We start from the raw sequence: 25,527 nt of genomic DNA on the forward strand, positions 1-25,527 counted from the left end.
CTTTGTACCGGCTGCCGGTCCGATGCGGCTTGCCTCCCGGACGGCCTTCGATTAATCAGGGAACCGGTACAGGGCCGCGGACCAAGTCCCATCGCCAACCATCCGCCTCCACTGGGGAGCGCTCCGCCGGGGCCGCTCCGAAGGGTATTCTTGTGCGTGCTTTTTCCTTCCGGGATAAGGGTTTGAAGCGTCCTGAACGGGGACTGCGGAACAGCTTGCGCGGCGGCCTGTTGGCCCTGGGGATCGCGGCGGCGGCGGGCGTTCCCGCGGCATCGGCGCAGCAGGCCGGGGACGACCAGCCCGTGCTGCTGAATGCCGACGAACTCACCTATGACGAGACCCTGGGCATCGTGACCGCCACGGGCGACGTGGAACTGGCCCAGGGCGACCGCCTGCTGCTGGCCGACCGGGTCTCCTTCAACGAGCGCACCCGGGTGGTGACCGCCACCGGCAATATCCGCCTGCTGGAGCCGAGCGGCGACGTGATGTTCGCGGAATACGCCGAACTGACCGACGACCTGGCCCAGGGGTTCGTGCAGCAGGTCCGCGCCCTGCTGACCGACAATTCCCGGCTCGCCGGGACCGAGGCGGAACGGACCGAAGGGGGCCGCTTCATGCGGATCAACCGGGCGGTCTATTCCCCCTGCGACCTGTGCGTCGAGGACCCGACCCGGGCGCCGCTCTGGCAGCTCCGCGCCAACCGGGTGGTCCATGACAAGGAGGCGAAGGAGGTCGTCTATCGCGACGCCTGGCTCGAGATGTTCGGCATCCCCGTGCTGTACACGCCTTATTTCGAGCATCCCGACCCGACGGTCGACCGGAAGAGCGGCTTCCTGAGTCCCATCTTCGGCTATGGCGGCAATCTCGGGACTTTCGCGGCGGTGCCCTACTACTGGTCGATCGCCCCCGACATGGACGCGACGATCACCCCGATGTTCAGCACGGAGGACGGGGTCCAGCTGCGCGGCGAATGGCGCCAGCGGTTCGAGCGGGGACGCCTGTTCCTCGACGGCAGCATCGTGAACGCCGACCGGACCACGACCTCGGGCGAGGTGAAGGAGGACCGCTGGCGCGGCCACCTGTTCGGCGAGGGCCTGTTCGACCTCGACGAGACCTGGCGGGCGGGCTTCAACCTCCAGCAGACGTCGGACCGATCCTACCTGCGGCGGTACCGGATCAGCGGCGAGGACATCCTGACCAGCCGCGCCTTCGTCGAAGGCTTCCAGGGCCGCAACTACGCGGTCGCGAACGCCTATCGGTTCGACGACCTGCGCGAGATCTATGAGAACGAGCCCTATGTGATCCCGCTCGCCGAGGCCCAGATGCTCGGCGAACCCGACTCGCTGCTGGGCGGGCGCTGGTCGCTGGATTTCGGCCTGGTCGGATTGCAGCGCCCGGAAGGGCGCGACACCCAGCGCGCCTCGATCGAGGCGGGCTGGCAGCGCCAGTTCGTCGCGGACGCGGGGCTGATCACCACGGTCAGCGGCAGCCTGCGGGGCGACGCCTATTACGCCACCGACTATGTCAGGCCGGACGATCCCACCGGGCGGGAGGACAGCACGACCGACTACCGCCTGTTTCCCCAGGGGCAGATCACCATGCGGTATCCGGTGGCGCGCCAGATCGGCACGGTCCAGCACGTGATCGAGCCGATCGTCTCGTTCACCACCTCGCCCAATGTCGACGACCAGGACGACATCCCGAACGAGGACAGCCAGGATATCGAGCTGACCGCCTACAACCTGTTCCGGCCCAACCGCTTCCCCGGCGTCGACCGGATCGACTCGGGCACCCGGGTGACCTACGGCGCCAAGACGGGCTTCTACGGTTTCGGCGGCGGCTTCTCGGAATTCTTCCTGGGACAGAGCTACCAGATCTCCCGGAACGACGAGGCGCTCGAAGCCTCGGGCCTGGGCGAGGATTATTCCGACATCGTCGGCAGCGTCCGCATCCAGCCCGGCCCCTACCTGGACCTGCAGTATAATTTCCAGCTCTCGGAGGAGGACCTGGAGGCTCAGGTCCAGCAGTTCCGCGTCAGCGCCGGCGTTCCCGTGCTGCGCGCCGGCGTCAACTATTACTACCGCGACCGGCCGACCAGCGGCGACACCGCCCCGCGCCGCGAATACTTGTCCGCGTCCCTCAGCTCGTCCTTCTCGCAGTACTGGTCCGCGGCCGTGGCGCAGAGCTACGACCTCCAGGCGACCGACGAGAGGCTGCGCAGCACCAGCGCCTCGCTGACCTACAGCGACGAGTGCTTCACCTTCCAGATCATCGGATCGCGGGACAATACCGTCCGCTCCGGCGAGGAAGGCGGCGACACGATCTATTTCCGCCTGGTGTTCCGCAACCTGGGCGAGGTCGAGGCCCCGCTGATCAGCTCCTCCTCGCAGGCGTCGTCCCAGTAAGCCCGCCGCGAGGCGGAGGGTCGGCAGGGACGCTTTTCCTTGCGGAGGGTCGGCGTCCCGCCGACCGTGGTGCGCGGGACGCGCACCCTCCCCGGGAGTCCCCCGGCTCCGGCCAGCCGATAGTCGATCGTAGGTTGGGCCGTGGCCGAACGCTCGGAACCAAATATGTCGGTCGGAAAACTAGGACGCCGACGCCGTAACCGGCTCGCGGTTGAAGAACAGCGACAGCCGTCGGGTGATGTCTTCGCTCAGCTGCGCCACGCTCCGGTCGTAGGCGTCCTGCTCCCCGATCAGGGTCGCGTACTGGCTGCGCAGGATGTTGAAGTTGCTGACGGACGTCGTGGTACCGGACAGGACGGCGGCACCCTGGGCGTTCCGCAGCGTATAGGCCGCCAGCACGTTCAGCTCGGCGCGGGTGGCGCTGTCGTCGACCGCGATGCCCAGCTTGATCACCGTCGGGTTCAGAGCGATGTCGAGGGTGTACTCCGGCGAGGCCGGCCGGCCGTCGAGATAGAACCGGTCGATCAGGCTGTTGCGGAGCTGCTGCCCCAGGCGATTCGGGATATTGTTGACCTGGACGAGCGACAGTTGCTGCGCGGCCGGGGCGCTGGCGCCGTGGAGCGGCTGGTATCCGCAGGCGGGCAGCAGCATCAGACAGAGCAAAGCGCCCCACCTTGAAAGCGGGTTTGTCTTGTTCGACGGCATCGGCCACCTGGTGAATTCACGGGACTTCAGAGAACTGATGCGGCCGGCGCGATCAGCCCCGTCGAAGCTATCCAACTCGGTGCTGGCGCGCAAGCACGTGGATCGCCAGCATCGACAGGAACAGCGCGCCCAGCCACCAGACCTGCCAGATTCCATAGGCGACCGAGATCATGGCGAGCATGCCGGCGAAGGCGGCGAGCGCTACCGGCTGGCTGTCGCGCGGCAGGGTGCCGATGTCGCGCAGGATGGTCAGCCCGGCGGCGATGCCGAGGCAGACTCCGACGAATCCAAGCTCCAGCCAGACCTGAAGGATGGCATTGTGCGGGTGGAGCGGCAGCACCGGGAAGCTGTAGCCGCCGCGGTCGACGAACACGTTCTCCGCCAGGGAGCGGGACGAATCCAGTCCCCAGCCCAACAGCGGGCGCTCGAACACGAGGTTGGACGCGTAGTGCCAGATTTCGATCCGGTGGAGGAACGAGAAGGGCAGGTCGCCCCGGTCGATCAGATCCAGGCCGTAGAGATATTCCATGGCCGGAATGGTCGCGAAGAAGGTGACGACGACTCCGACGCCCAGCAGATGCCGGACCAAGGTCGGCGCCGCCATCGCGGCCGCCAGGGTCACCAGGCCGACCAGCAGCCCGGCCATCGCCGACTCGCTTTCCCCGCCGGTCACCAGGACGATCATGCCGACCGGAAGCAGGGCGGTCGCTGCCCGCTGGCGGCGCAGCCACAACACCTGGCAGACCGGCCAGCACAGGGCCGCCATCGCGACCATGTTCCGGTTGATCAACGATCCGTAGAATTCTGTGTCGGGCAGGGCGCCGCCGCGCATCAGCCGATAGACCGGCAGGCCGTGCAGCAGGTCCAGCATCAGCAGGATCACCGCCGCGGCGTAGGCCGTCACGAACAGGCCGGCGCGGCGCCCGTCCAGCAGCGGGGCCCGGGTCGCGGCGACCGCCAGGAACAGGGCGGGCACCAGCGCGTAGCCCAGTTCCCAGGCCTGCTTGAGGCTCTGCCCCGGCCGGATGCTCCAGAGCGAGGTCAGGGCGCCGTAGGCCAGGAATCCGCCCAGGATCACCAGCCACCGGACCGGCGGGGCGGGCCAGCGGCCGGTGTCCAGGCGGTGGAGCACGACGCCGATGACCGAGCCGGCGATCATCAGCGGGGCCAGCCCGCGCGGCACTGTGACCGCGATCAGGGGGGCGAGCAGGAGGGTGATCAGGCAAGCGGTCGCGAAGCGCGCGGGCACGGCCGGCCCGCTCATGTCGCCAAACTCATTCTGGATCACTCATTCTGGGCCGCTCATCCTTGCGGGTTCATGTCGATCGGAGCCCGGTTCCCGGCGCGGGGCCTCCGCCGTGGCACCCTCCGACCGGAAATCGGGGACAAGGGTGCGCAGGGTGGCCAGGGTCCTGGGCCGGTCGGTCGCGCGCGCGGCAAGCTCCAGCTCGTTCAGAAGCCGGTTGATCACCGCGTGGTCGATCGCGCGGGGCGATGCCTGGAACACCCCGTCGGCGCTGGTGCGGGTCGGCGCCTCGCCCTCGGACAGCAGTTCCTCGAACAGCTTCTCGCCCGGCCGCAGCCCGGTGAACTCGATCCGGATGTCCTTGTCCGGGCGGAGCCCGACCAGCCGGATCATGTTGCGGGCCAGATCGACGATCTTCACCGGCTCGCCCATGTCGAGCACGAAGATCCGGCCGCGGCCCTGGGGGTGGGCCGAGCCGTAGGCGGATGCCTGGAGCACCAGCTCGACCGCCTCGCGCACGGTCATGAAGTAGCGCCGCATGTCCGGATGGGTGACCGTCAGCGGGCCGCCCGCCGCGAGCTGGCGCTGGAACAGCGGGACCACCGAGCCGCTGGAGCCCAGCACGTTGCCGAACCGGACCGTCATGAACCGGGTGCTGGCCCCCTCCGACGCCGGCAGCAGGTCCAGCGACTGGCAATAGGATTCGGCGGCGCGCTTGGTGGCGCCCATCACGCTGCTCGGGTTGATCGCCTTGTCGGTGGAGATCAGGACCATGGCGCGGGTGCCGGCCGTCCGCGCCGCGTCGGCGACGTTGCGCGTGCCGATGGCATTGGTCAGCACGCCCTCCTCCGGGTTGGCCTCGACCAGCGGAACGTGCTTCAGGGCGGCGGCGTGGAACACAAGGTCGGGCCGGGCGTCCTGGAACAGCCGCAGCACGCGGGCGCGTTCGCGCACGTCCGCGATGACGCTTCGGCAGGCCAGGTTCGGGTACCGGCTCCGGATCTCGCCGTCGATCGTGTAGAGATTGAATTCGCCCGCATCGACCATGGTCAGCTCAGCCGGGCCCAGTGCCGCGATCTGGCGCGTCAGCTCGCTGCCGATCGTGCCGCCGGCACCGGTGACCAATACCCGGCGCCCGGCGATCAGGCCTTCGATGGCGCTTCGGTTCAGCACCGTCTGGGGGCGGCCCAGCAGGTCCTCCACCGCGATCGGCCGAAGCTCGATCTTGCCTTCACCCAGCGCGTCCTTGAACTCGGTCAGGCTGGGCAGGCGGCTGAGCGACAGTCCCAGCGGTTCGGCGAGATCGAGCAGCCGGCGGATCAGGTCGCCGTCATGGTCAGTTTCCGGCTTGGTTACGATCAGCCTCTGCGGCTTCACGCCGCGCCGGTGCAGCGATTCGACCACTGAGGTCAGGTCGCCCACGCCGCCCAGCACCGGCACGCCGCGGATTTCCCGACCGATCCGGCCGCCCTTGTCATCCACCACGCCGACCACGCGGTACGCCGACTGGGGCGTTTGGGAGAGCGCGCGGATCAGTTGGTCCGCGCCGTCCTCGGCGCCGACCAGCAGCACCGGCACCTGCTGCCCGCCGCCGGAGAAGTCGGACAGGGCCAGCCGCCGGTCCTTGAACAGGCGGTAGCCGAAGCGCGGCCCGCCGAGCAGGAACAGGAGCACGAACCACTGGATCACCGGGATCGAGCGCGGGATCGTGTCCAGCCGGGTCAGCAGGAACAGCAGCAGGACGGACACGACCGAAACGACGGTGGCGGCCTTGGTCACCAGGATCAGGTCCGGGGCCGACGCGTAGCGCCAGATCCCGCGGTAAAGTCCCAGCAGGCGGTAGGTGATGGCCGCGGTCAGCAGGACCACCACGAGGCCCTCCAGCAGGCCTTCGAAATGGAACCCGAACAGGTCGTCCCCCACGCGCAGGTAGAACGCCGCGACGAAGGCGAGACCCGTCATCAGGAGGTCGTGGAAGTAGGCGAGGCCGGCTCGATCGAATTTCATCAGGTCAACGGGCGCTGCTCTATGGGCCGGCCGCAGCATTGAACCATTCCGCGGTGAGGCGCAAGGCGTCTTCCTGCGACCAATTCGGTTGCCAGCCCAGGGATTTCCGAATGGCGCGGTCGTCCAGTTCCAGCGATGCCGCCAGCCGGTCGAAGGCGTCGCGGCGTCCTATCAGGCTGAAGGCGGCCCCCAGCAGGGGCGGCGGAACGCCGAACAGACGCGCCGGACGCCCCAGAGCGCGGGCGAGCGCGCGGATCAGGTCCGGCGTCGACAGCACCGGGCCGTCATGGACCAGGAACCGGTGGCCCGGAGCGTCGCGGTGTTCGACGCACGCCGTGATGGCGCCGGCCAGGTTCCCGACATAGACCAGGCTGCGCCGGTTGCGGATGGAACCGAAGGGCAGCGGCGGGGCGCGGCGGCACAGCTCCATCAATTGCCGGAAATTGGCGCCGACGCCCGGGCCGTAGACCAGCGGGGGCCTGACCACGACCTGTTCCAGTCCGGTCCGCGCGGCAACCGCCTCCAGCGCCTGCTCGGCCTCCAGCTTGGAGATGCCGTAGGGGGAACTCGGCCGGGGCGGGGTCTCGTCGGTCACCGCATCCTCGGCGCCGTTCTCTGTCACCGCCTTGATGGTGCTGACCAGCACCATGCGGCGCACCCCGGCGGCGGCGGCGGCCTCGGCCAGCCGCCGCGTGCCCTCCCGGTTGACCCGGCGGTGCAGGTCGAGCGCCGCGGCGGACTCGCCCGGCTCCTCCGTCTGGTGGACCCGGGCGGCGAGATGGACGACCGCGTCGACCCCGTCCAGGGCGCGGGCCCAGTCGGTTTCCGGGCCGATGTCGCCGACCGCCGCCGTGTCGGGGACGGGGAGGGGGCCGGGACGGCGGACCGCGGCGCGGACATGGTGGCCCCGGCAGGCGAGCATCGGAATCAGGGCGGACGCGACGAAGCCGGTCGCTCCGGTCACCAGGACGCGCATCATGCCCTCCCGGCCGGACGGGGCAGGAAGGCCATCAGGGCGAGCACGACCAGGGCGCCGGGCACCAGCGCCATCCAGCCGACCGTCACCGACGCGGCGGCCAGGGCCACCAGGCCGGCATTGGCCGCGAGAACCCACAGCACGACGCCGGAGTGGCTGCGGCCGGCCTGGACCGCGCGCTGGTATATGTGCTCGCGGTGGGGCTGCCAGATCCGCTTGCCCGCGGCCAGCCGGCGCAGCAGCGTGAAGGTGGCGTCCGCCAGGAAATAGAGCGGGACCAGGAGTGCGGCCGCCCAGGCGCCCGCCCCGGCGGCGCCGAGCAGGAGCCAGCCCAGCAGGTAGCCCAGCGGGACGCTTCCCACGTCGCCCATGAAGACCCGGGCCGGATGCCAGTTCCAGCCGAGGAACCCCAGCGCCGCCCCGGCCGTCGCCAGCGCCAGCCAGAGCGGCACGACCCCCAGCCCCGCGGTCACCGAGACCAGCGCCAGCCCGGCGCCGATCGAGGCGGCCTCGCTGCCCGCCAGCCCGTCGATCCCGTCCATGAAGTTGAACAGGTTGACGAACCAGAGCCAGCAGAAGCCCGCCGCCAGCCGGTCCGCCCACAGGGGCAGCCAGCCCTGGAAGACCAGGTCGTGGCCCGGCAGCGCCGTCAGCCCCAGGGCCACCGCCGCGACCTGCGCCGCCAGCCGGAACAGGGCGGGGCGGCTGCGCCGGTCATCCATCCAGGAGACGGCGATCAGCCCGGCGGCGCCCGCCAGCACGGGTCCGATTCGGTCGAACGAGCCGACAATCCAGCCGATCAGCGCGAAGGCCGGCAGCAGGGTCGCCATGATGCCCCAGCCGCCGCCGCGCGGCGTCGGCACGGTATGGCTGCTGCGCTCGTTGGGAAGGTCGAGGATCGCGTTGCGGCGCAGGTAACCGAGCACCATGCCGGTCGCCATGTAGGACAGGGCGGCGGTGCCGGCGAGCAGGGCGGTTTCGAACAGGCCAATGGCATCGGTCATCGGGATATCCGGGCGGAACGCCCCAGCTTGGTCCGGCCGGATGGTCCCGGCTTGGCGAAGGCGATCATGCGATGCCGTGATAGTCCTTGTACCACGCGACGAACCGGGGAATACCCACTTCTATCGGAATGGCGGGTTCGAAACCGAGATCGCGGCGGGTCGCGTCGATGTCGGCATAGGTCGCGGGCACGTCGCCGGCCTGCATCGGCTCCAGGTTCTTCAGGGCGGTGCGGCCCAGCGCCTGTTCGATCACCTCGATGAAGCGGATCAGGCTCTCCGACTTGTGATTGCCCAGGTTGTAGAGCATGGAACGTACGCCGCGCGCGTCCGGAGCGGGCGGGCGCCCCAGCGCGGCGACGACGCCGGCCACGATGTCGTCCACATAAGTGAAGTCGCGCTCCATCCGGCCTTCGTTGAACACCCGGATCGGCCGGCCGGCCATGATCGCGTCGCAGAACAGGTAGGCCGCCATGTCCGGCCGGCCCCAGGGACCGTAGACCGTGAAGAACCGCAGCCCGGTCGCCGGCAGCTTGTGGATGTGGCTGAAGCTGTAGGCGATCAGCTCGCCCGCACGCTTCGTCGCGGCGTACAGCGAGACCGGATGGTCCACCGGATCGTCGATCGAGAAGGGCAGCTTGGTGTTTGCGCCGTAGACCGAGGAGGAGCTGGCATAGACGAAATGCTCCAGGGAATCCAGGTTCCGGGCCGCCTCCAGCATGACCACCTGGCCGACCACGTTGGCGTCCGCATAGGCGTACGGGTTCTCCAGCGAATATCGTACACCCGCCTGCGCGGCGAGATGGACGATGCCGGTGACCGGTCCGGACGATCCCGCCCGCTTCAGCGCCGCGCCGACCGCGTCGCGGTCGGCCACGTCGGCCTGGATGAAGGTGAAGCCGGTCCGGCCCGCCAGCCGCCCGAGCCGCGCGCGCTTGAGGTCCACGCTGTAATAGTCGTTCATGTTGTCGATGCCGACCACCTGATCGCCGCGGGCCAGCAGCGCCTCGGCGACATGGGAGCCGATGAAGCCGGCGACACCGGTGAGAAAGATCGTCATCCAGGACCTCGGTCGAGTTCAGTACGGCCGCTTTATGGCCCAGCCCACCCGGCAGTGCCAGCGCAACTCGGTCATAGCCCTTCCGAATCGGGATCGTACGGGTCGAGCTTCCCCGAATCGGTTCAGCCGCCGCTGTCCGCGTCACGCGGCCCGCCGTCGCGCGGCCCCAGGGCGGCCAGCAGGCGGCGCGGCAGCAGGGGCGGCGGGATGCCGACCCGCTGCCAGGCCATGGCCGCCATGGCGATCTGGCTGCCCAGCAGCGACAGGGTGGTCATGGCGGCGGCCCCCTCGATCCCGAAGGCCGGGATCATGACCAGGTTCAGGGCGATATTGGCCGCCGCGGCGCAGCCGAGCGCCCGCATCGCCTGCTGCTCGTGCCCCGTCATGGTCAGCATCAGGTGACTCGGGCCGATCACGGTGCGCAGGCAGATGCCGATCATCAGGATGCGGGCGGCTCCGGCGCCGTCGACGAATTCGGACCCGAACAGCCCGAGGATCCAGGGAGCCAGGGCGATCAGCGGAATCCCGATGACGAGCGACCCGGCGAGCGTCATCAGGGTCGTCGTCCGCATGAAGGCGGCCAGTTCGGTCCGCTCTCCCCGGGCATAGTGGGCGGCGAACGTCGGGCCGACGATCGCGCCGACCGCCAGGTACGGGAAAAGCACCAGTTCCGCCACGTTGCAGGCGACGACATAGACGCCGGCGTCGGCGGCCGTCAACAGCCAGCCGATCATCAGCACGTCGCTGCGCTGGAGCAGGAGCTGGCTGCCGCCGGTAAGCCCCAGGACGAACGCCGAGCCGATCCAGTCGCGCCGCCGGAAAATCGCGCGGGGCGCGGGGGCGGGCAGCACCGCGAGGCGCCGGCGCAGATACAGGATCAGGATCAGCGCGCTCGCCCCGCCCAGCGCCACGAACCCCATGACCGCCGGTGGCGTCAGCGCCAGCGACAGGCCGGTCGCGGCCCCCACCAGGAGCAGCACGACGGCGTCGCGTCCGAGTCGTTCCGGCGCGGTGCCCAGCACCACCTGGCCCTGCCCGTACAGGACGGCGGCATTGAGCCTCAGCATGGCGAGCAGGGGCAGCACCATGAAGCCGGCCAGGAAGGTGGCGCCGAGCTCGGCCGGGATCCCCGGCTGCAGGGATATCAGGAACGCGCCGAGCGCCGAGATCGCGATGCTGAGGCCGCCGACCAGGCCGGCGGCATGGCGCAGCACGCCGGCGAGCAGGGCCCATTCCTGACGGGCCTGGTGTGCCGCGACGCTGCGCATCATCAGCATGTCGTGGCCCATGACGGCCACGTATACCAGGATGTTGATCCAGGCCATGACGTAGGCGAAATGCCCGTAGCCCTCGTGGCCGAGCAGGCGGGCGAGCACGATCTGGAGCAGCAGGGCCTGGGCCATGCCCGCGACGTTCAGCGCCATGACGCTGCCGCCGCCCCGGGCCAGCCGCATGAGCGCCGGGTTTCGCGTGATCAGGAGAGGAAGTCGAAATGCCACCGCGATAACCGAAACCTGCGAAGACCGGGACGCGCGCCGCTGCCGGAAGCTTATGCGGCGGAGAATGCTGTCGCGCGAAGGAGGAAGTCAATGCGGCTGGGCACCTTTTCGATCGTCACCCATAAGGTGGCCCCGCTTACCGATGATTGCGCTTGCCCGGAGCGGGCGCGGGCTTCTATTCGAAGACTTCGGTTCTTCTTGAACCATCGTCGTCACGGACAGTCAGGCGGGGAGATCGGTTCCGTTGTGTGGCATCTGCGGTTTCGTCGAACCTTCCGGCCGCCGGGCGCCGGCACCCCTGGTGCGCGCCATGGCGGACGCCCTGGCCCACCGCGGTCCGGACGGCGACGGGGTGTGGACCGACGAGGCGGCGGGCGTCGCGTTCGGCCACCGGCGGCTCGCGATCGTCGACCTGTCGCCCCTGGGGCGCCAGCCGATGGAGTCGGCCGACGGCCGGCTGGTGCTGACCTTCAACGGCGAAATCTACAACTACCGCGACCTGCGCGCCGAGCTCGAGGCCGGCGGGATCCGCCTGCGCGGCCAGTCCGACACCGAGGTGCTGGTCGAGGCCTGCGCCGCCTGGGGCGTCGGGCGGACGGTGCGCCGGCTGATCGGCATCTTCGCCTTCGCCCTGTGGGACAAGGCCGCCCGGCGCCTGACGCTGGTCCGCGACCAGCTCGGCGTCAAGCCGCTCTACTGGGGCCGGGTCGGGGCAGGGGGCGGTGCCGGGATAGGGGCCGGCGTGATGTTCGCGTCCGAGCTGAAGGCGCTGCGGGTGCATCCCGGCTGGTCGCCCGGACTGGACCGCGGCGCGCTGGCCTCCTACCTGCGCTTCAACTACGTCCCCGCGCCGCACACGATCTATCGCGGCGTGGCCAAGCTTCCCGCCGGCTCGATGCTGACCTGGGAACCGGGGGCCGAGCCCCGGACCGAATGTTACTGGGACATGCGGGCGGTGGCGCGGGTTCCGCCGCGCGAGCGCGACCCGGTCTCGGCGGTCGGCGAGCTGGAGGCGCTGCTGGGCGATGCCGTCGGCCGGCAGATGGTCGCGGACGTGCCGCTCGGCGCCTTCCTGTCCGGCGGGATCGACAGTTCGACCGTGGCGGCGCTGATGCAGGCCCGAAGCGGCCGGCCGGTGCGGACCTTCTCCATCGGGTTCGACGTGGCCGGCTATGACGAGGCGGTCCACGCGAAGGTGGTCGCCGGGCACCTGGGCACCGACCACACCGAGCTCTATGTCGGCCGCGACCACGCGCGCGACGTGATCCCCCGGCTGCCGGACCTGTTCGACGAGCCTTTCGCGGACAGTTCCCAGATTCCCACATACCTGGTCTCGGAAATGACCCGCCGCCACGTCACCGTGGCGCTGTCGGGCGATGGCGGCGACGAGCTGTTCGCGGGCTATCACCGCTATTTCTGGGCGGACGCGGCGCGCCGGCGGCTGGGCCGCATTCCCCGGAGCCTGCGCGGGTTCGCGGCGGCGGCGCTCTCGGGTCCGTCCGAAGGTGCCTGGGACCGCGGGTTCGGCCTGCTCCCCCGCGGGGTCCGTCCGGACCGCGCGGGCGACCGCATGCACAAGCTGGCGGCGCTGCTGGCGGCGTCGGGACCGGACGAGGTCTATCGCGGCCTGCTGTCCCACTGGGACCCCGCGGAGATCGTCAGGGGTGCGGACGAGCCGCGCGGCATCCTGTGGGACGGTTCGGTCGCCGGCGAGATCCCCGACTTTCTCCGGCGCATGCAGTTCCTGGACACGGTGACCTATCTTCCGGACGACATCCTGGCGAAGGTGGACCGGGCGAGCATGGCGGTCGGGCTGGAGGCGCGGGTGCCGCTGCTCGACCACCGCGTGGTCGAGTTCGCCGCCGGCCTGCCGACCTCGCTCAAGGTGCGCGGCGGGCAGGGCAAATGGCTGCTCCGCCAGGTGCTCTACCGCCATGTTCCCCGTGACCTTGTCGAGCGGCCGAAGATGGGCTTCAGCGTGCCGCTCGACGGCTGGTTGCGCGGCCCCTTGCGCGACTGGGCCGAGGACCTGCTGGACGAGCGGCGGCTGGAGGAGGAGGGCGTGCTCGATCCCGGGCCGGTCCGCCGCCGCTGGGCGGAGCATCTGTCGGGCACGCGGGACCATCATGACAGGCTGTGGGGCGTTCTCATGTTCCAGGCGTGGCGGCGGCGGTGGCTCGACCCGGGCTCCAACCGGACCGGGGAGGGCGATCCGGAGATCCGGCCGCGCCCGGCGGCAGCGGCAGCCTGGTGATGGCTCATTGGGGAAACAGGAGTAGATGATTGGAAATATTCAACCGAGAACCCCTAGCCCCAATGGACTGCTGCACTTGATTTTCCGGTCTAGCCGAAAAGGCATATTTCCTTTGTTTTTGCCATCCTGATCGCTCAGGGAACTTAGATTAAGCCCCTTTGATAATTGACGGGGTTGGGTACGCTCATTAGCTATGGCATTGATGCCAACTGCTCGGGTGTTTTGTTTGCGAAACAGGCCTGCTCCGGAGTGGCAGGCAACCAGCAGGTCTGACGTGCGTGGCCAGCCCGTAAGCGACGAGAAGAGGGCCTGATTGAGTGGTCGGCACTGACAAGCGAAACATGCCCGACGGCCGGAAGCGGAACATTCTGCTTTGGTATTGGGGCAGGCGAGGCGGTGGAGCCCATTATTGCTTGGAAGTTGCCCGTGAACTGTCCCGGCGAGACGAGTTCAACCTGCACCTGTCGGTATCGCGCAATTGCGATCTCTACGGCGAGATCAAGGCGCTGGGGCTTCCGGGGTTCGACGTGGACACCTATTGCGATGTCGGATCCGCGGTCGTGGCCCTGTCGCGCCTGCCGCAGGTCAGGCGGCGATTCAGGGAATACCTGGAAAAGCACGAGATCGACGTCGTCCTGTGCACCATGCAGCACCTATGGAACCCCTTCATGCTGCCGGCGATCCGCCGGGTCGGCGCGCGGTACGTGGTGACCATCCACGACGCGACACTCCATCCGGGCGAGCGGTTCCTGCCGTACCAGTGGTGGCTGGACTGGGAGATCCGCCAGGCCGACGGGTACGTGGTGCTGAGCGACCATGTCGGCGGAGTCCTGCGCACCCGCCACCGCACCGCGGCCGACCGGATCGCCGTGGCCCCCTGCGGCCCGTTCAACCAGTTCATCGACGCCGGACGGGCCTGCCGGCCGGCGGCCGAGATACGGGCGCCCCGGCGGCTGCTCTTCTTCGGCCGGATCATCGCCTACAAGGGCCTCGACCTCCTGCTCGACGCCTACGGCCGGCTGAAGGCCGCCCATCCCGACCTCAGCCTGGCCATCTACGGCGACGGCGACCTGTCGCCGTACCGGGCGGCCCTGGAAGGGCTGGCGGACGTGACCGTGGAGAACCGCTACATCGGGGAGGAGGAGCTTCCGGCCATCCTGGAAGAGGCCGACCTCGTCGTCCTGCCTTACCGGGAGGCCAGCCAGTCCGGGGTCCTGGTCCTGGCCGAGGCCGCCGGCCTTCCGGTGGTCGGCACGCCGGCCGGCGCGCTGGTCGAGCAGATCGTCCCCGGCGTCAACGGCCTGATCGCCGCCGGCATCAGCGGCGAGGCGCTGGCGGCGTCGATCGGCCGTCTGCTCGACGATCCCGCCCTCTACCATCGCTGCATCCAGGGCATCGCCCGGAACGCCGAGTACCGCTGGTCGGAGGCCGGAGACCGCATTTCCCGCTTCCTGCTGGACCCGGGCTCGTCGGCCCCGCCGGCACCCCGTTACAGCGCCGCTCCCGGCCCCGGGACGGAGCACCGCCTGCCGCTCCGCCGGCAGGCGCGCTGACGGACGGGGACGGCATCGCCGTGATGACGGTATCCCCCCGGAAGACCGCCCGCTCGCTGTGGCGCAGCATGCCGCCGGGACTGCGACGGTCGCTGCTGTTCGGCACCACCCGGCTGGCCGCTCCCGCCGCACGGCTGCCCGGCCCGCCGCCGGCCGAGCCGGTGGTCGTCGTGGGACCCATCTCCAGCGCCACCGGACTGGGCGAGGGGGCGCGGCTCTGCATGCGCGCGCTCCGCGCCCAGGGATTGGACGTCCGGGGCTTCGACGTCAGCCAGGTCATGCTCGGCGGCGATCCGGCGGAGCCGATCGACCCCGGGGCCGCGGTCGGACCGGGGCCGGGCACCGTGATCCTGCACGTCAACGCGCCGCTGGCGCCGCTGGCCCTGCTGATGCTGGGAAGGGCGGCGGTCAAGGCCAAGCGGATCATCGGCTACTTCGCCTGGGAACTGCCCGACCTGCCGGCCGACTGGATCGCCGCCCTGCCCCATGTCCACGAGATCTGGGTTCCCAGCCGGTTCACCGCCGACGCGTTCCGGCGGCACACCGACCGGCCGGTGCGGATCGTAGCCCATCCGGTCGCGACGCCGGGCCGCACGCGGCCGGCCGGCGAGCAGGCCGGCGCGCCCTTCACGGTGCTCACCCCGTTCAACATGGCGTCCGGCTTCACCCGGAAGAACCCGGTGGCGGCGGTCCAGGCGTTCAAGCTGGCCTTCGGGCCGGCCGACGAGGCGCGGCTGATCCTGAAGACGCACCATGTCCCGTCATATCCGGCGGGCCGGGACCGGCTGGCCGAGGCGATCGACGGCGATCCGCGCATCAGCATCCTCGACGGCACGATGGACCGGAAGGAGCTGGACGCGCTGATCGCCGGCAGCGATGCCGTCATGCTGCTGCACCGGTCCGAAGGGTTCGGCCTGCCGCTTGCGGAGGCGATGGGGCATGGCGTGCCGGTCGTCGCCACGAACTGGTCGGGCAATACGGACTTCATGGATTTCGGCAACTCCTGCCCGGTCTCCTACTGCCTGGTGCCCGCCCTCGACCCCCAGGGAAGCTACCACTACGCCGACCAGGTCTGGGCCGAGCCCTCGGTGGATAACGCCGCCCGGCAACTGGGCCTGCTGGCGGAAAGCCCTGACGCCCGCGCCCGCATGGGAGAGGCCGCCACCGCGACGATCCGCCGGCGCTGTTCGGCCGAGGCCTATGCCCAGACCCTGGGCGCTCTGCTGTTGACCGGCGCAGATGTCTAGGTGCGGCTCCCCTATGGGGCAGTACGCTTGACAACAGCAAAGCGTTCCGCTCCTATTCGCGGCATGAAATACAGTAAATATTAGCTGATATGTTGTTAAACATGCTTAAGTGGAAACCTAAAGAGAGATTTCGAGTGCCAGGCAGTCTGCCGGGACGTGTGAGGCTGGATTCATGATGGACCTGCCATTTGGCGGAAGCGGGCTGACTACAATGCGGACTCTCTCATGAATGCGGTGATCACGAAAATTCCCTTTGCTGAGCCGCTGTGGCGCTACCGGGCTTTCATCTGGAGCGCCGCCACCCGTGAGATGCGCCTGCAGTCGATGAATTCCGTGCTCGGCTGGCTGTGGCCGGTGCTGAACGCCGCGGCCCTCATCCTGCTGTACATGACGCTGTTCGTGGAGGTGCTGAAAAGCAGGCTGCCGGGTTCCGACGACAGCATGTCCTATGCGATCTACCTGTGCGTCGGCATCATCACCTGGACCTATTTCTCCAACACCATCCTGCGCTCGCTGAACATCTTCGGCGAGAACGCCATGCTGCTGAAGAAGGCGGGGTTTCCGAAGATCACGCTGCCGATCATCGTGATCGTGTCCCAGGGCGTCCATTTCGCGATCATGCTGGGGGTCTTCGCCGTCCTGCTGATCGTCACCGGGCGGATCCCCGGATGGGCCCTGCTGGGCATGGTCCCGCTGCTGGTCCTGCAGCAGACCATCGCGATCTCGCTTGGCATGCTGCTCGGCACGCTCAACGTCTTCTTCCGGGACGTCGGGCAGGCGATCGGGATCGTGCTGACCTTCTGGTTCTGGCTGACACCCATCGTCTACCCGCTGTCGATCCTGCCGCCGGCGGTCGCCTCGTTCGTCACCAACTGGAACCCGATGACCCGGATCATCACCGGATACCACGACATCGCGCTCAACAACGCCATGCCGGACCCGGCCGCCTATGTCGGCCACGCGGTGCTGGCGATGTTGCTGTTCGCGCTGGCCTATTTCTGCTTCAAGCGTCTGTACAGCGCGGTCCAGGACTATCTCTGATGCCCCTGATCAGCATCCGGAACATCACCAAGAAGTATCATACCTTCGCCAGCGACTGGGACCGCTTCGTCGAGGCGATCACCAACGGCAAGGTCCGGCGCCGCCACGAGCACTGGATCCTGAAGGGGGTCTCGCTGGAGGCGGAGCCGGGCGAGTCGATCGGCATCATCGGCTACAACGGCGCCGGCAAGAGCACCCTTCTGAAGATCGTGCTGGGCGTCTCGACGCCCGACAGCGGCACCGTCGCGATCAACGGCCGGGTCGCCGGGCTGCTGGAGCTGGGCGTGGGCTTCCATCCCGAATTCACCGGCCGGGAGAACGCGACGATCAGCTGCCAGCTCCTCGGCCTCGACCCGGCGGAGATCCCGCCGCTGGTCGAGGAGATCAAGCGTTTCTCGGAGCTGGAGGACTATTTCGACGAGCCGATGCGGACATATTCCACCGGCATGCAGATGCGCCTCGCCTTCAGCGCGTCCACCGCGGTCCGCCCGGAGATCCTGGTGGTCGACGAGGCGCTGGCGGTCGGCGACGCCTATTTCCAGCACAAGTCGATGGCCCGCATCCGGCGATTCCGCGAGGCCGGGACGACCCTGTTCCTCGTCTCCCACGATCCCACCGCGATCAAGAACCTGTGCGACCGGGCGCTCATCCTCGAGGAGGGCGTGGTGATCCGCGACGGCCGGCCGGACGAGGTCCTGGACTACTACCAGGCCATGGTCAACCGGCGGAAGAAGGACGAGGAGATCCGCCAGTTCAGCAACGACGGCGTCGTCGTCACCCGCAGCGGCGACGCCCGGATGGAGATCTCCGCCATCCAGGTCCTCGACATGGATGGCAATCCCGGCCGGGTGTTCAGGACGGGGGAGACGGCCCGCATCCGGCAGACCATCACCTGCAACGATCCCGGCGTCCGGCCCAATGTCGGCATCATGATCCGCGACCGGCTGGGCAACCACATCTACGGCACCAACACTCACCTGAAGAAGGTCGCGATCGACGACCGCTTCGAGGCCGGGACCCGGTTCCACGTGGATTTCGACGTCGAGCTCCGGCTGGGCGCCGGGTCGTACAACGTGTCCGTCGCCGTGGTCGACGACGCGCTGCACAGCAGCCATCTCGACTGGATCGACCAGGCCGTCGTCTTCCAGGTCATGCCCGACGGCGTGCCCGACTTCGCCGGGCTGACGCCGCTGCCGGCCCGCCTTTCCTACGGCCTGGGGCCCGGGATCGAAGCCGGGCAGGGGGCCGCGGACCAGCGGCTCGGTGCCGACCGGGTGGAGGCGGGAGACTGAATGTCCCGGCGAACTGACGGAGCGGCGCCCCGGCCCGAGGAGCGGCGAAGCGCCCCGATCCCGGCCGCCGCCCGTGACCGATCCGATATCGAGACCCCGAGCCGATGACCTTTATTTCCTACGCCCAGAACTACGAAGACATCATGCTGTTCCGCGCCCTGCGCGACGTGGAGCAGGGCTTCTATGTCGATGTCGGCGCCAACAGCCCGGACGAGCATTCGGTGACCCGTGCCTTCTATGAGCGAGGATGGCACGGGATCAACATCGAGCCGGTCCTGGAATTCCACCGGCAATTGCTGGCGGCGCGTCCGCGTGACGTCAACCTGCCGATCGCCGTCGCCGACCGGACCGGGTTCATCGATTTCCACGACGTGGCCGGCACGGGCCTCTCCACGATCAGCCCGGAAATCGCCGACAACCACCGCGCGGCCGGCTATCAGGTCACGAAGCGCGGCGTCGTCGTCGAGACCCTCGACGAGGTGTTCAGGAAATACGTGACCGGCGACGTCCATTTCCTCAAGATCGACGTGGAGGGGCTGGAGGACTCGGTCCTGCGGGGGCTATCCCTCGCGGAAGTCCGGCCCTGGATCATCGTCGTCGAGGCGACGGAAGTGCTGAGCCAGGTCCAGAACCATGCGTCCTGGGACCCCTGGCTGAAGGAAAGGGATTATTCCTTCGTCTATTTCGACGGGCTCAACCGCTTCTACGTGGCGGACGAGCATTCCGGCCTGGCCCGCTCCTTCCAGAGCCCGCCCAATGTCTTCGACGACTGGATGCGGGTCGGCGACCGCCAGGCGCACGACAGGGCGAACGTGCTCACCGCCAAGCTGGAGGAGGAGCGGGAGGCGCACAAGGGCGAGCTGGAGATCCTGAGGACCCAGGTCGAGGAATGGAAGGCCCGGGCCGCGGCTGCCCAGGCCGCCGAAACCGCCCGCCGGGCCGAGGACGAGGCGCGGCGGCTGGAACTGCAGACGCGGCTGGGCGAGCTGATGCGTGCCCTCGACGAGGCTGCCGCGACGGCGGCCCGGAGGTCGGAGCGGGAGGCGAAGCTGCTCGACCAGATGGCGGACCTGTCCGCCCAGGCCGCCGGCCTGAGGGCCGGCATGGCGGGCCTGCGGAAGGGAATGGGCGGTTCGGCGCAGGCCGAGGCCGACGCGCTGAGGCACCGGGTGTCCGAGCTGGAGCACGCCTCGTCGGTGGCCAAGCTGCAGCTGGACGCCGTCCTGACCAGCTCCTCCTGGCGGATCACGGCGCCGATGCGCGGGGTCAAGATGGCCGCCGCGACTCTTGCCAAGTCCATGGGAGGCGCCGATGGCTCCCGGCCGGGTCCCTCCCTGGTCAGCCGCGCGGCCCACTGGTCGGCGCGCCAACCCATGCTCAAGCGGGCCGCGGTGGCCGTCCTGGCGAGGAGTCCCGCGCTGGAGCGCAAGGTCCGCTCCCTGGTGGCGCCGCCGCCGGGGGTGCCGCCGACCGTTGTCGCCGACATTCCGCAGCCGCGCCGGCCGGACGGGTCAGGCCCCGCCATCGTCTCCCGAAGCCCGTCCCCGGCGGAAGCCATCGTCGAAACCGCTTTCCGCCGCGCTCTCTCTCGCGCGCGCTGACCGGAAGAAGATCCCATGCGTATCGTCCTGGACCTGCAGTCCCGCCAATCGCCGAGCCGTGTCCGCGGCATCGGGCGCTATTCCCTGGCCCTGGCGCGCCACCTGGCGACGCTGGCGACCGGCCACGAGGTCATCGTCGCGCTGAACGGGGCGCTGCCCGACACGGTCGACGCGGTCCGCGCCGACCTGGACGGGGTCGTCCCCGCGGAGCGGATCGTCACCTGGTCCCAGCCCGGCGGCGTCGGGTCGGTGACGGGGGACAGCCGCTGGCGCGCCCGCGCCGCGGAGCGGCTGCGCGAGCGGTTTCTCGAGTCGCTGCGGCCGGACGTCCTGCACGTGTCGAGCCTGTTCGAGGGGCTGGGCGACGACGTGACCACCTCCATCGGGGAGGTCGCCGCCGACCTGCCGACGGCGGTCACGCTGTACGACCTGATCCCGCTGGTCCGGCGCGACGTCTACCTGGCCAACCCCGCGGTCGCCGACTGGTACGAGCGCAAGCTTGCGTCGCTGCGGCGGGCCGACCTGTGGCTGGCGATCTCCGACCATACGCGGCGGGAGGGAATCGAACTGCTGGGCCTGCCGGAGGACCGGGTGCGGTCGATCTCCTCCGCGGTCGACCCGATGTTCCGCCCGGTCAAGCCGGCTGACGAGGCGGCGCTGCGGCGGCGCTACGGCCTGGAAAAGCCGTTCGTCCTGTATACGGCGACCGTCGAGCCGCACAAGAACGTGGAAGGGCTGTTCACGGCTTACGGGAAACTGTCGCCGCAGGTGCGCCGGACCCACCGGCTGGCGATCGTCTGCCGGATCGACGACCACAACCTGGCGCGGCTGAACGCCGCCGCCCGCCGGGCCGGGCTGCGCGACGACGACTACGTCATCACCGGCTACGTCCCGGACGAGGATCTGCTGGCGCTCTACTCCATCTGCCGGCTCTACGTCTTCCCGTCGCTCCACGAGGGCTTCGGCCTGCCGGCGCTGGAGGCGATGGCCTGCGGCGCTCCGGTAATCGCGTCGGACTCGACGAGCCTGCCCGAGGTGGTCGGCCGCCGGGACGCCCTGTTCGACGCCGGATCGCCCGATGCCGTCGCGGGCGCCATGGAGCGGGCGCTGGGCGACGAAGGCTTCCTCGCGGACCTGCGCCGGCACGGCCTTGCCCGCGCCCGCCTGTTCAGCTGGGAGAGCACGGCGCGCAAGGCGCTCGACGCCTTCGAGGAACTGCATGACCGCCGGCGCGAAAGCTCCCGCGCCGCGGTGCGCGGGCCGCTGACGCGGCGGCCCCGGCTGGCTTTCGTCTGCCCTCTGAAGCCGGAGGAGAACCGGTTCTCCCGCCACGCCGGCGCGGTGCTGCCGGAACTGGCCCGCTACTACGACATCGAGTGCGTCGTTCGCCAGGATCTGGTCGAGGACGGCTTCGCCCGGTCGAACCTGCCCATCCGATCCGCCTCGTGGTTCGCCGGGAACGGGGCGCGCTACGACCGCGTGCTCTATCACCTGGGCGACGACGCCGTCCTCCATCCCTGGGTTTCGGACCTGCTCAGCCAGTGGCCGGGCACCGTCGCGCTGCATGACGATGGCCTGGGCGGCGCGCTGTCGCTCCTGCCGCCCGCCGAAGGGCGGCCCGATCCCTGGAGCGCCGAGCTTTACCGCTCCCACGGCTGGACGGCGGTGGTCGAGCGCCTGCGGGCCGAAGACCCCGATGCCGTCGCGGCGAAGTACCCGTGCCTCGGCTCCATCGTCGAGAACGCCGCCGGGATCATCCGGCCCGATCCGGACCGCAGCCCGGCCCGCATGGCCGAGCTTTACCGCGACGCGCTGGAGGACCATGCCGCGAATTCCCGCATGGCGCGCCTGGACCGGCTGGCCGACGACGTCATGGCGATCTCCGCCCCCGACGCTCCCGGTCCGGAGGATTGGGAGAAGGTGCTGGCCTGCGCCGCCGAGAACCTGCCTCCGGCAGTACCGGTCCGCCAGTTCCTGATCGACGTGTCGGAACTCGTGCAGCGCGATGCCGGCACCGGCATCCAGCGCGTCACGAAGAACATCACCCTGAAGCTCCTGGAGAACCCGCCGGCCGGCTTCCGGGTCGAGCCGGTCTTCGACGACGGTTCAGGGGTCTTCCGCTACGCCCGCGCGCTGACGGCGAAGCTGATCGGCATGCCCGGCAAGGGGCTCGGGGACGACCTGATCGACACCCGGCCGGGCGACGTGCTGCTGGGCCTGGACCTGGTGGCGCACCAGATCACCGGGCGGCGGGAGTTGAACCGCCGCCTGAGGCATCGGGGCGTCCGCGTCTTCTACGTCGTGTACGACCTGCTGCCGGTCCTGCGGCCGCAATGGTTCCCGCCCTTCCCGCTGTTCCGCACCTGGCTCCAAGCGATCTGCCGCGAGGCGGACGGGCTGGTCTGCATCTCGCGATCGGTGGCGCAGCAGCTGCTGGACCACCTGCCGGAACTGGGTGTCGAGCGGCAGACGCCGCTGAAGATCGGTCATTTCCATCTCGGCGCGGATATCGACACCAAGGCGGGTGCGGTATCGGACGGGGTGGCGTCCCTGCTGGAACGGCCGACCCTGAAGTTCCTGGTGGTCGGCACGGTCGAGCCCAGGAAGGGCCATGCCCAGTGCCTCGCCGCCTTCGAGGAACTGTGGGCCGCCGGAGCCGACGTCGACCTCGTCCTGGTCGGCAAGCAGGGTTGGATGGTCGATGAACTGGCCGCCAGGATGCGTGGCCACGTCGAGGCCGGCAGGCGGCTCCACTGGCTCGACAAGGCGTCGGACGCCGATCTGAACGCGCTCTACGCGGAATGCACCGCGCTGCTCGGCATGTCGCAGGACGAGGGCTTCGGGCTGCCGCTGATCGAGGCCGCCAAGCATGGCCTGCCGATCATCGCGCGGGACATCCCGGTGTTCCGGGAGATCGCCGGCGATCATGCGGCATATTTCTCCGGGATGGAGGGGCATGACTTCGCGGAGGCGCTGTCCGCCTGGATCGAACGCCGCCGGCGCGGCGACGTGCCGGATTCCGGGAGCATGCCCTGGCTGACCTGGGCGCGTGCGGCGGAACAGCTCGTCGACGCCATCCTCCACAATCGATGGGACGCCGCCTGGCTCCCGGGGGCTGCCGACCAGGGACGGCGGGCGGACGCCGGGGAGGATGAAGGTTCAAGCGCCGGCGGACCGGCCGTGACGGGCGGCGGCGAGCGGGAGCCGCCCCGCCTGGCGCGGCGTGCCTGAATCCTGGCCGCACGCCGCGGCGCCGGTTTCGTCCGCGTTTTGCCGCGACCCCGTCGAGCCTGTTGTTGTGCGCCCGTGGGATTGACTATGGTGGGTGGATCGAAGGTGATCGGTCGTTCGTTGCCGCTTTCCCGATGCGATACCGCCGGTGCTGCTTCCGGAGTGTCAGCCGTCTGGCCGGGTCCGGGTGAGCCGGCCGACCCGATGCGCCGGATCCATCCGGCGGAAGCACGACGTGCCAGGTACCTTGATATCGTGCCCATGGTATGACATTGACCGACCCGGACGATATCCAGCTTGGCGCGGGAAGATGATCTTGCTGATTTCAGCGATGTGGATTGCTTAAACGCCTCCTGTGGACGATGCCTTTTGTGATCAAGGGGAAAAGTAATGAAGCGCGCGTTGATTACCGGTGTTACCGGACAGGACGGAGCTTATCTGTCTGAACTTCTGCTCGGCAAAGGGTATGAAGTTTACGGCATGCTGCGGCGCAGCAGCTCGGCGGATGTGGTGGATTCGCGCCTGCGGTGGCTCGGGATCGAAAAGGACATCAGGTACGTCGACGGGAATCTCACCGATCTGTCCGGTCTGATCAGGACCTTCAAGGAGGTCAAGCCGGACGAGGTATACAATCTCGCGGCCCAGTCCTTCGTCAAGTCGTCCTGGCAGCAGCCCCTCCTGACCGGCACCGTCACCGGCCTGGGCACGGCCAACGTTCTGGAGGCGGTCCGCCTGGAGTGCCCGACCGCGCGCTTCTATCAGGCATCCTCGTCCGAGATGTACGGGTTGATCCAGGAACCCGTCCAGACGGAGACGACCCCTTTCTACCCGCGCTCGCCCTATGCCGCCGCCAAGCTGTACGCCCATTGGATGACGGTCAATTACCGCGAGAGCTTCGACCTGCACGCCAGCAGCGGCATCCTGTTCAACCATGAATCCCCGCTGCGCGGCATCGAGTTCGTGACCCGCAAGGTCACCGACGGCGTCGCCCGGATCAAGCTCGGCCTGGAGAAGGAGCTTCGGCTCGGCAACATCGACGCGAAGCGCGACTGGGGGCATTCGAAGGATTATGTCCGGGCCATGTGGCTGATGCTTCAGCAGGACGTGCCCGACGACTACGTGATCGCGACCGGACGCACGACGACCGTCCGCGACATGTGCAGGATCGCCTTCGACCATGTCGGCCTGAAGGCTGACGATCATATCGTGATCTGCCCCGATCTGTTCCGGCCGGCCGAGGTCGATGTCCTGCTGGGCGACTCGACGAAGGCTCGGGAAAAGTTCGGCTGGGTCCCGGAAATCGGCCTTGAAGAGATGATCCGCGAAATGGTGGATGTCGATCTTCAGCGTGTCCGCCGGAACATGAAGTAGGACCGGCTGTGTCTCTGGAGGAAGTGCCGCTCAAGGTCCTGGTAACGGGGGGAACCGGTTTCGTAGGCGGTCACCTGATCCCCGCGCTGGACGGGACGCTGGCGGAGGGTAGCGAGATCGTCGTCGGCACCTCCCGGCCGGACAGCGAGCGGGCGGGCGCGGCGATTCCGTCCGGCCGCATTCCGGTCCGCCTGATAGGCATGGACGTCACCGACGCGGCGCAGGTCAGCGCCGCCGTCCGGGCCGAACAGCCGACCCATCTGGTGCATCTCGCGGCGATCGCGGCCGTGACGGCGGCCACCCGGGACCCGCGTTTCGCCTGGAACGTCAATCTCGGCGGCACGTTGAACGTCGCCCTGGCGGTGGCTGACGAGTGCCCGTCGTGCCGCATCCTGTTCAGCAGCAGTTCGGAAGTCTACGGCGCCAGCTTCAAGGCCGGCGTACCCCTGGACGAGGGGGCGCTGCTTCAGCCGGCCAATCCCTATGCCGCCAGCAAGGCGGCGGCCGACCTGATGCTCGGGCAGATGGCGCTCCAGGGGGTCGCCGTCACCCGGGTGCGGCCGTTCAACCATACCGGTTCCGGCCAGGGCGAGCAGTTCGCCATCCCGTCCTTCGCGGCCCAGATCGCACGGATCGAGCTTGGGTTGCAGGAACCCGTAATCCGCGTCGGTTGGCTGGATGCCGTCCGCGATTTCCTCGATGTCGGGGACGTGGTCGACGGCTATGTCCGGATCATCCGATCGGCCGACCGGCTGCCGCCCGGGTGCATCATCAACCTTGCCTCGGGAACTGGCAGGCGGATCGGCGACCTGCTGGACAGGCTCGTGTCCATGTCGACGGTGCCGATCGAACTGGTCCGGGATCCCGCTCGGTTCCGCGCCAGCGATACGCCCTCGGTCGTCGGCGACAGCGGCCGGGCCCGCGAACTGCTGGGCTGGGAACCGAAGCGCGACATGGACGATACCCTGCGTTCGGTGCTGGATTACTGGCGGAAGCACCTGGGCCGGAACGACTGACCGGCCCGGCCCATCATCGAAT

17 protein-coding genes are annotated in these 25,527 nt (G+C 69.1%); 10 read left to right on the forward strand and 7 right to left on the reverse strand.

From position 1 onward, the window contains the following. Positions 1-182 precede the first annotated feature (182 nt). Positions 183-2,405, forward strand: coding sequence for an LPS-assembly protein LptD (locus JL100_RS03095; protein ID WP_202682836.1), 2,223 nt, complete (start codon positions 183-185; stop codon positions 2,403-2,405). 180 nt (positions 2,406-2,585) lie between these two features. Here JL100_RS03095 and lptE read toward each other — a convergent pair whose 3' ends face one another. The 7 genes from lptE to JL100_RS03130 form a co-directional block, all read right to left on the reverse strand. Next, positions 2,586-3,068, reverse strand: a complete 483-nt coding sequence (gene lptE, locus JL100_RS03100) for an LPS assembly lipoprotein LptE (RefSeq protein ID WP_202682837.1) — start codon at positions 3,066-3,068, stop codon at positions 2,586-2,588. Positions 3,069-3,177: 109 nt separating this feature from the next. Continuing rightward, on the reverse strand, positions 3,178-4,374 hold the full coding sequence (locus tag JL100_RS03105) for an O-antigen ligase family protein (RefSeq protein ID WP_202682838.1): 1,197 nt from the start codon (positions 4,372-4,374) through the stop codon (positions 3,178-3,180). Positions 4,375-4,398: 24 nt separating this feature from the next. Next, a complete protein-coding gene (locus JL100_RS03110; RefSeq protein ID WP_202682839.1) occupies positions 4,399-6,363 on the reverse strand; it encodes a polysaccharide biosynthesis protein in 1,965 nt (654 codons plus the stop codon). 19 nt (positions 6,364-6,382) lie between these two features. After that, the gene (locus JL100_RS03115; protein ID WP_228421045.1) at positions 6,383-7,342 is read right to left on the reverse strand and encodes an NAD-dependent epimerase/dehydratase family protein; all 960 of its coding nucleotides are present in this window, start codon (positions 7,340-7,342) and stop codon (positions 6,383-6,385) included. Continuing rightward, positions 7,339-8,343, reverse strand: coding sequence for an MraY family glycosyltransferase (locus JL100_RS03120; RefSeq protein ID WP_202682840.1), 1,005 nt, complete (start codon positions 8,341-8,343; stop codon positions 7,339-7,341). Before JL100_RS03120 ends, JL100_RS03115 begins: the two co-directional genes overlap by 4 nt. Positions 8,344-8,407: 64 nt before the next feature. Next, positions 8,408-9,400 (reverse strand): NAD-dependent epimerase/dehydratase family protein, encoded by a 993-nt coding sequence (locus tag JL100_RS03125; protein ID WP_202682841.1) that lies wholly within the window; start codon positions 9,398-9,400, stop codon positions 8,408-8,410. A 122-nt stretch (positions 9,401-9,522) separates the two neighbouring features. After that, positions 9,523-10,899 carry an oligosaccharide flippase family protein gene (locus tag JL100_RS03130; RefSeq protein WP_202682842.1) on the reverse strand — a complete coding sequence of 459 codons (1,377 nt, stop codon included), beginning with the start codon at positions 10,897-10,899 and terminating at the stop codon, positions 9,523-9,525. A 244-nt stretch (positions 10,900-11,143) separates the two neighbouring features. Here JL100_RS03130 and asnB point away from each other — a divergent pair, with 244 nt between their 5' ends. From asnB to JL100_RS03175, 9 genes are all read left to right on the forward strand, one after another. After that, positions 11,144-13,153 (forward strand): asparagine synthase (glutamine-hydrolyzing), encoded by a 2,010-nt coding sequence (asnB, locus tag JL100_RS03135; protein WP_202682843.1) that lies wholly within the window; start codon positions 11,144-11,146, stop codon positions 13,151-13,153. A gap of 413 nt (positions 13,154-13,566) precedes the next feature. Further along, positions 13,567-14,706, forward strand: coding sequence for a glycosyltransferase family 4 protein (locus tag JL100_RS03140; RefSeq protein WP_407696949.1), 1,140 nt, complete (start codon positions 13,567-13,569; stop codon positions 14,704-14,706). A 23-nt stretch (positions 14,707-14,729) separates the two neighbouring features. After that, positions 14,730-15,953 carry a glycosyltransferase family 4 protein gene (locus JL100_RS03145; RefSeq protein WP_202682845.1) on the forward strand — a complete coding sequence of 408 codons (1,224 nt, stop codon included), beginning with the start codon at positions 14,730-14,732 and terminating at the stop codon, positions 15,951-15,953. Between the two features lie 225 nt (positions 15,954-16,178). Beyond that, on the forward strand, positions 16,179-16,994 hold the full coding sequence (locus tag JL100_RS03150; protein WP_202682846.1) for an ABC transporter permease: 816 nt from the start codon (positions 16,179-16,181) through the stop codon (positions 16,992-16,994). Beyond that, positions 16,994-18,286: an ABC transporter ATP-binding protein gene (locus JL100_RS03155; RefSeq protein WP_202682847.1), complete on the forward strand. Its 1,293-nt coding sequence runs from the start codon at positions 16,994-16,996 to the stop codon at positions 18,284-18,286. The genes JL100_RS03150 and JL100_RS03155 overlap by 1 nt, the downstream gene beginning before the upstream one ends. Positions 18,287-18,390: 104 nt before the next feature. After that, positions 18,391-19,887 (forward strand): FkbM family methyltransferase, encoded by a 1,497-nt coding sequence (locus JL100_RS36455; protein WP_202682848.1) that lies wholly within the window; start codon positions 18,391-18,393, stop codon positions 19,885-19,887. Between the two features lie 15 nt (positions 19,888-19,902). Continuing rightward, a complete protein-coding gene (locus JL100_RS03165; protein ID WP_202682849.1) occupies positions 19,903-23,118 on the forward strand; it encodes a glycosyltransferase family 4 protein in 3,216 nt (1,071 codons plus the stop codon). Positions 23,119-23,508: 390 nt separating this feature from the next. Next, the gene (gmd, locus tag JL100_RS03170; RefSeq protein ID WP_202682850.1) at positions 23,509-24,489 is read left to right on the forward strand and encodes a GDP-mannose 4,6-dehydratase; all 981 of its coding nucleotides are present in this window, start codon (positions 23,509-23,511) and stop codon (positions 24,487-24,489) included. Positions 24,490-24,512: 23 nt separating this feature from the next. Next, a complete protein-coding gene (locus tag JL100_RS03175; RefSeq protein WP_228421046.1) occupies positions 24,513-25,505 on the forward strand; it encodes a GDP-mannose 4,6-dehydratase in 993 nt (330 codons plus the stop codon). Positions 25,506-25,527: the final 22 nt, after the last annotated feature.

Source organism: Skermanella mucosa (genome assembly GCF_016765655.2).
GTDB lineage: Bacteria > Pseudomonadota > Alphaproteobacteria > Azospirillales > Azospirillaceae > Skermanella > Skermanella mucosa.

Coding starts and splice junctions, on each gene's coding strand:
- JL100_RS03120 (WP_202682840.1), bottom strand. CDS start 8,343: ATGACCGATGCCATTGGCCTGTTCGAAACCGCCCTGCTCGCCGGCACC.
- JL100_RS03150 (WP_202682846.1), top strand. CDS start 16,179: ATGAATGCGGTGATCACGAAAATTCCCTTTGCTGAGCCGCTGTGGCGC.
- JL100_RS03115 (WP_228421045.1), bottom strand. CDS start 7,342: ATGATGCGCGTCCTGGTGACCGGAGCGACCGGCTTCGTCGCGTCCGCC.
- JL100_RS03125 (WP_202682841.1), bottom strand. CDS start 9,400: ATGACGATCTTTCTCACCGGTGTCGCCGGCTTCATCGGCTCCCATGTC.
- JL100_RS03105 (WP_202682838.1), bottom strand. CDS start 4,374: ATGAGCGGGCCGGCCGTGCCCGCGCGCTTCGCGACCGCTTGCCTGATC.
- gmd (WP_202682850.1), top strand. CDS start 23,509: ATGAAGCGCGCGTTGATTACCGGTGTTACCGGACAGGACGGAGCTTAT.
- JL100_RS03165 (WP_202682849.1), top strand. CDS start 19,903: ATGCGTATCGTCCTGGACCTGCAGTCCCGCCAATCGCCGAGCCGTGTC.
- JL100_RS03110 (WP_202682839.1), bottom strand. CDS start 6,363: ATGAAATTCGATCGAGCCGGCCTCGCCTACTTCCACGACCTCCTGATG.
- JL100_RS03145 (WP_202682845.1), top strand. CDS start 14,730: ATGACGGTATCCCCCCGGAAGACCGCCCGCTCGCTGTGGCGCAGCATG.
- JL100_RS36455 (WP_202682848.1), top strand. CDS start 18,391: ATGACCTTTATTTCCTACGCCCAGAACTACGAAGACATCATGCTGTTC.
- JL100_RS03155 (WP_202682847.1), top strand. CDS start 16,994: ATGCCCCTGATCAGCATCCGGAACATCACCAAGAAGTATCATACCTTC.